This is a genomic window from Paraburkholderia translucens (assembly GCF_020881035.1).
Classification (GTDB): Bacteria; Pseudomonadota; Gammaproteobacteria; order Burkholderiales; family Burkholderiaceae; genus Paraburkholderia; species Paraburkholderia translucens.
Window position 1 is genome coordinate 43,287 of the sequence record NZ_JAJITC010000024.1, and the last position, 7,628, is coordinate 50,914.

Annotated in this window: 8 protein-coding genes and 1 pseudogene; 3 read left to right on the top strand and 6 right to left on the bottom strand. The window is 62.4% G+C overall.

The genetic code is table 11. From position 1 onward, the window contains the following. Positions 1-50: 50 nt before the first annotated feature. From LJ655_RS28245 to LJ655_RS28270, 6 genes are all read right to left on the bottom strand, one after another. A complete protein-coding gene (locus tag LJ655_RS28245; RefSeq protein ID WP_230564457.1) occupies positions 51-323 on the bottom strand; it encodes an FAD assembly factor SdhE in 273 nt (90 codons plus the stop codon). A gap of 84 nt (positions 324-407) precedes the next feature. Further along, entirely contained in the window at positions 408-1,112 is a 705-nt protein-coding gene (locus tag LJ655_RS28250; protein ID WP_008924387.1) for a succinate dehydrogenase iron-sulfur subunit, read from the bottom strand. A gap of 26 nt (positions 1,113-1,138) precedes the next feature. Beyond that, on the bottom strand, positions 1,139-2,914 hold the full coding sequence (gene sdhA, locus LJ655_RS28255; protein ID WP_230564458.1) for a succinate dehydrogenase flavoprotein subunit: 1,776 nt from the start codon (positions 2,912-2,914) through the stop codon (positions 1,139-1,141). Between the two features lie 4 nt (positions 2,915-2,918). Further along, entirely contained in the window at positions 2,919-3,287 is a 369-nt protein-coding gene (gene sdhD / locus LJ655_RS28260) for a succinate dehydrogenase, hydrophobic membrane anchor protein (RefSeq protein ID WP_230564459.1), read from the bottom strand. A gap of 3 nt (positions 3,288-3,290) precedes the next feature. Continuing rightward, complete coding sequence (sdhC, locus tag LJ655_RS28265) at positions 3,291-3,707, bottom strand: succinate dehydrogenase, cytochrome b556 subunit (RefSeq protein ID WP_230564460.1); 417 nt, start codon at positions 3,705-3,707, stop codon at positions 3,291-3,293. Between the two features lie 157 nt (positions 3,708-3,864). Next, the gene (locus LJ655_RS28270; RefSeq protein WP_230564461.1) at positions 3,865-4,665 is read right to left on the bottom strand and encodes a GntR family transcriptional regulator; all 801 of its coding nucleotides are present in this window, start codon (positions 4,663-4,665) and stop codon (positions 3,865-3,867) included. 538 nt (positions 4,666-5,203) lie between these two features. Between LJ655_RS28270 and LJ655_RS28275 the strand changes: the two genes are divergently transcribed. From LJ655_RS28275 to LJ655_RS28285, 3 genes and pseudogenes are all read left to right on the top strand, one after another. Further along, on the top strand, positions 5,204-6,187 hold the full coding sequence (locus LJ655_RS28275; RefSeq protein ID WP_230564462.1) for a malate dehydrogenase: 984 nt from the start codon (positions 5,204-5,206) through the stop codon (positions 6,185-6,187). Between the two features lie 192 nt (positions 6,188-6,379). Next, a complete protein-coding gene (locus LJ655_RS28280; protein WP_230564463.1) occupies positions 6,380-7,396 on the top strand; it encodes an HpcH/HpaI aldolase/citrate lyase family protein in 1,017 nt (338 codons plus the stop codon). A 52-nt stretch (positions 7,397-7,448) separates the two neighbouring features. Then, positions 7,449-7,628, top strand: a pseudogene (locus LJ655_RS28285) (2-methylcitrate synthase); the annotation flags it as partial.

The window sequence follows — 7,628 nt, forward strand, 5'->3', positions numbered from 1 at the left end:
AAAAACAGGGTTTCGATAATTGCACGCCTGGAACAACGGACTGGCGGCGCTCAAGCGTTGCGCAGCAACGTCAGAACCCGGATCACGTCCGGGTCGGCCAGATCGCCTTCTGGTTCCTTGCGCGCGAGTAGCAAGTCCATCAGGTCGTTATCGCTCAGCTCGAGCAGGCGCGTGAGTGCGCCCACGTCGGCATCGCTGAGGTCATGCTCATATCGGCTGAAAAAACGCTCGAAAATCAGATCGTTTTCCAGCAGGCCCCGGCGTGCGCGCCAGCGTAGGCGCGCACGGCGGAGAGGGTCGGACTGATGCGATGTATCGGTCATGTCGGTCCACCCCGGGCCGCCCTGAGGCGTACTGACCGCCCCCTTCGGGGCAGCGCACGCGAGGGAGCGCGGGGCTCATTCATACTAGACGGCGCGGCGAACCATCAATTCCTTGATCTTGCCAATTGCCTTGGTCGGGTTCAGGCCCTTCGGGCAAACGTCGACGCAATTCATGATGGTGTGGCAACGGAACAGACGGTACGGATCTTCCAGATTGTCGAGGCGTTCGCCGGTTGCCTGGTCGCGGCTGTCCGCGATGAAGCGGTAGGCTTGCAGCAGACCAGCCGGGCCGACGAACTTGTCCGGGTTCCACCAGAAGCTCGGGCACGACGTCGAGCAGCTCGCGCACAGGATACATTCGTACAGGCCGTCGAGCTCATCGCGTTCTTCCGGCGACTGCAGACGTTCCTTTTCCGGCGGCGGCGTATCGTTGATCAGGTACGGCTTGATTGAGTGATACTGGTTGAAGAACTGCGTGAAGTCGCAGATCAGGTCACGCACGACGGGCAGGCCCGGCAGCGGACGCAGCACGATCTTCTGCGGCAGGTCGTTCAGGTTCGTCAGGCACGCGAGGCCGTTCTTGCCGTTGATGTTCATTGCATCCGAACCGCACACGCCTTCGCGGCACGAGCGACGGAACGACAGCGTTTCGTCGAGCGCCTTCAGCTTGACGAGCGCGTCGAGCAGCATGCGTTCGTGCGAGTCGATTTCGATCTCATACGTTTGCATGCGCGGTGCGGCGTCCTTGTCCGGATCGTAGCGGTAAATTTCAAATGTACGCTTGGCCATTTCTCTGAATTCCTTTGACTTGTGCCTTAGAAGGTACGCGCTTTCGGCGGAACCGATTCGACGGTCAGCGGCTTCATGTGGACCGGCTTGTAGTCGAGGCGATCGCCTTCGCTGAACCACAACGTATGGCGCAGCCAGTTTTCGTCATCGCGATGTTCGAAGTCGTTGTGCGCGTGCGCGCCACGGCTTTCCTTGCGCGCTTCGGCGGAGACCATCGTGGCGCGCGCCACTTCGATCAGGTTCGCCACTTCCAGCGCTTCGACACGGGCCGTGTTGAAGACCTTCGACTTGTCCTTCAGATGGATGTTGTCGACGCGTGCGGCCACTTCGCGGATAGCTCCGACGCCTTCAGCCAGCAGGGCCGAGGTACGGAACACGCCCGCGTGCTTCTGCATCGTGCCGCGAATGTCGTTCGCGACCGACTGTGCGTACTCGCCCGACGACGAGCTATCGAGCTTCGCCAGCCGCGACAGCGCGAAGTCGGCAGCATCTGCCGGCAGCGGCTTGTGTTCCTTCAGTTCCTTCACGTGCTTGACGATGTGGTTGCCGGCAGCGCGGCCGAACACCACGAGGTCGAGCAGCGAATTCGTGCCGAGACGGTTCGCACCGTGCACCGACACGCACGAGCATTCGCCCACTGCGTAGAAACCATTGACGACTTCTTCGTGGCCGCGCGGCGTACCAACGACCTGGCCGTTGATGTTCGTGGGAATACCACCCATCTGGTAGTGGATGGTCGGCACGACCGGGATCGGCTCTTTGATACAGTCGACGTTCGCGAACTTCAGCGCGATTTCGCGGATCGACGGCAGACGCTTCATGATCGTCTCGGCGCCGATGTGCGACAGGTCGAGCAGCACGTGGTCCTTGTTCGGACCCACACCGCGGCCTTCCTTGATTTCCTGGTCCATCGAACGCGAAACGAAGTCGCGCGGCGCCAGATCCTTCAGCGTCGGCGCGTAGCGTTCCATGAAACGCTCGCCGTTCGAGTTACGCAGAATACCGCCTTCGCCGCGCACGCCTTCGGTGATCAGCACACCCGCGCCGGCCACGCCGGTCGGGTGGAATTGCCAGAATTCCATGTCCTGCAGCGCGATGCCCGAACGGGCCGCCATGCCGAGGCCGTCACCGGTGTTGATGAACGCGTTGGTCGATGCCGCGAAGATCCGGCCCGCGCCGCCCGTGGCGAACAGCGTGGTCTTGCCTTCGAGGATGTAGACGTCGCCGGTTTCCATTTCCAGCGCGGTCACGCCGAGCACGTCGCCGTCGGCGTCGCGGATCAGGTCCAGCGCCATCCATTCGACGAAGAATTGCGTCTTGGCAGCAACGTTCTGTTGGTACAGCGTGTGCAGCAGCGCGTGACCGGTACGGTCAGCCGCCGCGCAGGCGCGTTGCACCGGCTTTTCGCCGTAGTTCGCGGTGTGGCCGCCGAACGGGCGCTGATAGATCGTGCCGTCCGCGTTACGGTCGAACGGCATGCCGAAGTGTTCGAGTTCGTAGACGGCGTTCGGTGCTTCACGGCACATGAACTCGATCGCGTCCTGGTCGCCGAGCCAGTCGGAGCCTTTGATCGTGTCGTAGAAGTGGTAATGCCAGTTGTCTTCGCTCATGTTGCCGAGCGAAGCGCCGATGCCGCCTTGCGCCGCGACCGTGTGCGAACGCGTCGGGAACACCTTGGACAGCACGCAGACCGACAGACCGGCGCGCGCGAGTTGCAGTGACGCGCGCATCCCCGAGCCGCCCGCGCCGACGATAACCACGTCGAATTTACGACGCGGCAGAGAATTCTTGATTGCAACCATGCTTTTATACTCTCCAGAGAATCTGCGCAGCGTAGCCCGCACATGCGAGCAGCCAGAGGATCGTCAACGCCTGCAGGACGAGACGCGTGCCAACCGGCTTCACGTAATCCATCCAGATGTCGCGCACACCCACCCAAGCGTGGTAGAACAGCGAGAGAAGCGTGACGAACGTGGCGAGCTTCATCCACTGCGTCGCGAAGATCGACGCCCAGCCGTCGTACGAGAAGTCGTGCGCGCCGAAGAACCACGCGAGCAGAATCACCGTGTAGACCGCCATCACGCAGGCGGTGATGCGCTGCGCGAGCCAGTCGCGCAGACCGTAATGCGCGCCGACGACGAGACGCTTCGAACCGATTCGGTTATTGGCTGCCATTTTTTAGAATGCTCCGAACAGTTTTGCCGCGAATGCAACGGTAAGCAGCGACGACACGACGATCACGACGATGGAGGTCGACTTGCCCTTCTCCTTCGACACGGCATCGTGATTCGTATCCATCACGAGGTGACGGATGCCGGCGCAGAAGTGGAACAGGAAAGCCCAAGCGAGAACGAGCGTGATCAGCTTGACGATGATGTTGGAGAGAAAGCCCTTGAAGACTTCGAAGCTCAGCTCGGAAGTCAGGCTCTGATCGAAGAGGAACAGCAGGAACGGAAGAAAGAGAAACAACAAGGCACCGCTCACGCGGTGCAGAATCGACACGCGTCCCGCCAACGGGAGACGGTATGCCGTCAATATTTGCCCAAGACCGATGTTCCGGAATTCCGGCCTCGGTTTTTTTACGGCTTCTGCCATGCTAGACCCCTACTATGTAGTCACACCAATCCGCAATTTTAGCGCCTTTTTATATCGCGCTGCAGCGAAAACCACCATGGTTTCTCGGCTGCGCGCGCAATGAAAGCGCCTTCCGATCGGCACGCGTGCGGGACGCCGCGCCTCGTTCCAACCTGCGTTAGCTCAGGTCGTTCTGATAGTAATACCCGGTTGTGACATACCAACCCCGCCGGACTTCGACCGGCCGGTCCCCATAGGTATAGGACACGCGCTCGACCGAGAGCAACGGAAAACCCGCCGGCACATGCAGCAGGTCCGCCACGGCAGGGTCCGCCGCGACCGCGCGGATCTTCTCCGTCGCGCGAATCATGCGGGTGCCGAATTCCGTCTCGAACATCGCGTAGAGAGGACCCTTGTACTCCGACAGCCGCTCGAGCGTGAGCCCGCGGAACACGGCGCCGGGCAGCCAGATCTCGTCGAGCACCGTGACTTCGCCGTCGAACTGCAGCAAACGCTTGATCAGCACGACGGGATCGGCGGGCTTCAGATCGAGTTGCCGGGCGATTTCCGCGGAAGCGCGCAGCCGCCGGCATTCGAGCAGGCGGCTCACGTGCGGATGCTCCGCGCCGTCGTCGGCGAGCAGTCTCAGGAAGCGGAACTGGGCGCGCTCTTCGTTGTGCGTGGCAACGAAGGTGCCCTTGCCCTGACGACGCACCAGCAGGTTGTCGGCCGCCAGTTCGTCGATCGCCTTACGCACGGTGCCCTGGCTCACCTTGAAACGCGCGGCCAGTTCGACCTCACTAGGGATGATTTCGCCCGGCTTCCATTCGCCGCTTTCAAGGCTCTGCGTAATCAAGCCCTTGATCTGCTGATACAAAGGGCTGAAAGTAGGCGACGCAGCTGCACCGGCAGCGGGTACTCCTTCGCCCGCGGCCCCCTGGCCGTTCGGATTCACAGGATTCGCCGGGTTCGAATTCATGCGCGCATTTCATCATAAAGGGCTGGGGCACGTCTAGGTTTTTCCCGCGATAGATATGTCTTATATAAGACATAAGATACTGTTGACTTTGCCGGTTTCGACTCCTACACTCCTTGTCGAGCAAGGGTTTGCGGGGTTTTGCGAGGGCTGTATGATGCAGCGCCGCGACGCTCCGGCCGCCACTCTGCGCCATGCCGTCCTCCACGCAGTTCAGGTTTCGATTCGCCGCCATCCGTTGCATTCGCGCGTTGTATCGGTGTCGCACGCGCTGGCCAGACGTTTGCCGAACCGGGCTGTTCGCCGGAGCCCGCAGCGTGTGGTTGCGGCCCAGGCCCGGCGTGAGCCCAGGTCCATCCGGTCCCGCTCGGCAGTACAGATTTTCGGCACGGTGGTCTTGCCGCAAAGCGCCTCCCGGTCTCGGCACATTCCGAGCCGCACGCGAACAGTGATTTCCGCCGTGTTTCATAACGCTTCGCTGAACGCGCATATAGAATGGCGTTTTCCCTAGCGTCTAACGCATCGTCCTGGAGAATTCTCAATGGCTAAGCCCGCAAAGCGCGTTGCCGTCACCGGCGCCGCAGGTCAAATCGCTTACTCCCTGCTGTTCCGCATCGCCAATGGCGACCTGCTCGGCAAGGATCAGCCGGTGATCCTGCAACTGCTCGATCTGCCGCAAGCGCAAGCCGCCGTCAAAGGCGTCGTGATGGAACTGGATGATTGCGCATTCCCGCTGCTGTCGGGCGTCGTGATCACGGACGACCCGAGGGTCGCGTTCAAGGATGCCGACATTGCGCTGCTCGTCGGCGCGCGTCCGCGTTCGAAGGGCATGGAGCGTAAGGATCTGCTGTCGGCCAACGCCGAGATCTTCACGGTTCAAGGCAAGGCGCTGAACGACGTCGCCAGCCGCGACGTGAAGGTGCTGGTGGTCGGCAACCCGGCCAACACGAACGCGTACATCGCCATGAAGTCGGCACCGGATCTGCCGAAGAAGAACTTCACCGCAATGCTGCGTCTGGACCACAACCGCGCGCTGTCGCAACTGGCCGCCAAGTCGGGCAAGCCGGTCGCATCGATCGAAAAGCTCGCGGTATGGGGCAACCACTCGCCGACCATGTACCCGGACTTCCGTTTCGCGACGGCAGAAGGCCAGGACCTGACCAAGCTGATCAACGACGACGAATGGAACCGTAACACGTTCATCCCGACCGTCGGCAAGCGCGGCGCGGCGATCATCGAAGCGCGCGGCCTGTCGTCGGCGGCATCGGCGGCTAACGCCGCGATCGACCACGTGCGCGACTGGGTGCTCGGCACGAACGGCAAGTGGGTCACGATGGGCATTCCGTCGGACGGCTCGTACGGCATCCCCGAAGACATCATCTACGGCGTGCCGGTGACCTGCGAGAATGGCGAATACAAGCGCGTCGAAGGTCTGGCAATCGACGCGTTCTCGCGCGAAAAGATGGACGGCACGCTGCAGGAACTGCTGGAAGAGCGCGACGGCGTTCAGCATCTGCTCGGCTAAGCACCTGATGCGGATGAACCGGAACTCCGAACCGTTAGCGCGGCGGGTTCCGGTTTTTTTCGTGCGAATGGCCATTCAATCATCGCCATTCGCGTCTGATTCGAACGTGCTTTGCGATTGCCCGGCGACACTCGCGCAGAGCACGCCCGAATCCGATTCCCCCTGATCCTCACCACGCCCCACACGCCGAAGATGCGCGTTCTCACACCCGCCGAAGTGCTGTTCGAAGGCGAAGCGCCGCCCGCTGTCCTCCCTGCCTGCGATCACTACGCGGGCAGCGAAAAACTGATGCTGAAGTCGCTCGCATTGCAGCAGCACCTCGGCCCGGTGTTCGATATCACGCTTGATTGCGAAGACGGCGCGCAGGTCGGCCGCGAGGCCGAGCACGCGGAGCTGGTCGCGTCGCTGCTGGGCAGCGAGCATGACCGCTTCGGCCGCGTCGGCGTGCGCATCCACGACTTTGCTCACGCGCACTGGCGCGACGACGTGCGCCTGATTCTGCGCGCCGCGAAGCGGGCCCCCGCTTACATCACCCTGCCGAAAATCCGCAACGTCCACGATGCCGCCGAAATGATCGCGTTCATCGAGGCGACGCGGCGCGAGCTCAATGTCGCGCAACCGGTGCCGGTGCAACTGCTGGTCGAAACGCACGGCGCGCTCGTCCGCGTGTTCGAGCTGGCCGCGCTGCCGGGCGTCGAGGCGCTGAGCTTCGGCCTGATGGACTTCGTCTCCGCGCACGACGGCGCGATTCCCGATACCGCGATGCGCTCACCGGGCCAGTTCGATCATCCGCTGGTGCGGCGCGCGAAGCTCGAGATTTCGGCGGCCTGTCATGCGTACGGCAAGGTGCCGTCGCACAACGTCAGCACCGAAGTACGCGACATGAGCGTGGTCTCGAACGACGCCCAGCGTGCCCGCAACGAGTTCGGCTACACGCGTATGTGGAGCATCCATCCGGCGCAGATCGAGCCGATCGTCGCGGCGTTCGCGCCGCGCGACGAAGAAATCGCCACCGCCACCGAAATCCTCCTGGCAGCGCAGTCCGCGCATTGGGGCCCGACGCGTCACGGCGATACGCTGCACGACCGTGCGAGCTATCGCTATTACTGGTCGGTGCTGCGCCGCGCGCAAACCACCGGCCGCGCTGTTGCGCAAGAAGCGGCGCCGCTTTTTGCGAAAGCGGGCGCTAAAGGACAGTCGGCGGCATGAGCGACAGGGTTGGAACGGCAGCAATCAGCCGGCACACTGGAGAAGGCGGAAGATGAGCGAGACAACCCAAGCCGCTGGCGCAACAGGCGGCAACGGAACGCAAAGCGGCTTCAAGCCGAAAAAATCCGTCGCGCTGTCGGGCGTGACCGCGGGCAACACGGCCCTGTGCACGGTCGGCAAGACCGGCAACGATCTGCACTATCGCGGCTACGACATTCTCGACATCGCCAGC

Coding starts and splice junctions, on each gene's coding strand:
- sdhA (WP_230564458.1), bottom strand. CDS start 2,914: ATGGTTGCAATCAAGAATTCTCTGCCGCGTCGTAAATTCGACGTGGTT.
- sdhC (WP_230564460.1), bottom strand. CDS start 3,707: ATGGCAGAAGCCGTAAAAAAACCGAGGCCGGAATTCCGGAACATCGGT.
- sdhD (WP_230564459.1), bottom strand. CDS start 3,287: ATGGCAGCCAATAACCGAATCGGTTCGAAGCGTCTCGTCGTCGGCGCG.
- LJ655_RS28280 (WP_230564463.1), top strand. CDS start 6,380: ATGCGCGTTCTCACACCCGCCGAAGTGCTGTTCGAAGGCGAAGCGCCG.
- LJ655_RS28270 (WP_230564461.1), bottom strand. CDS start 4,665: ATGAATTCGAACCCGGCGAATCCTGTGAATCCGAACGGCCAGGGGGCC.
- LJ655_RS28245 (WP_230564457.1), bottom strand. CDS start 323: ATGACCGATACATCGCATCAGTCCGACCCTCTCCGCCGTGCGCGCCTA.
- LJ655_RS28275 (WP_230564462.1), top strand. CDS start 5,204: ATGGCTAAGCCCGCAAAGCGCGTTGCCGTCACCGGCGCCGCAGGTCAA.
- LJ655_RS28250 (WP_008924387.1), bottom strand. CDS start 1,112: ATGGCCAAGCGTACATTTGAAATTTACCGCTACGATCCGGACAAGGAC.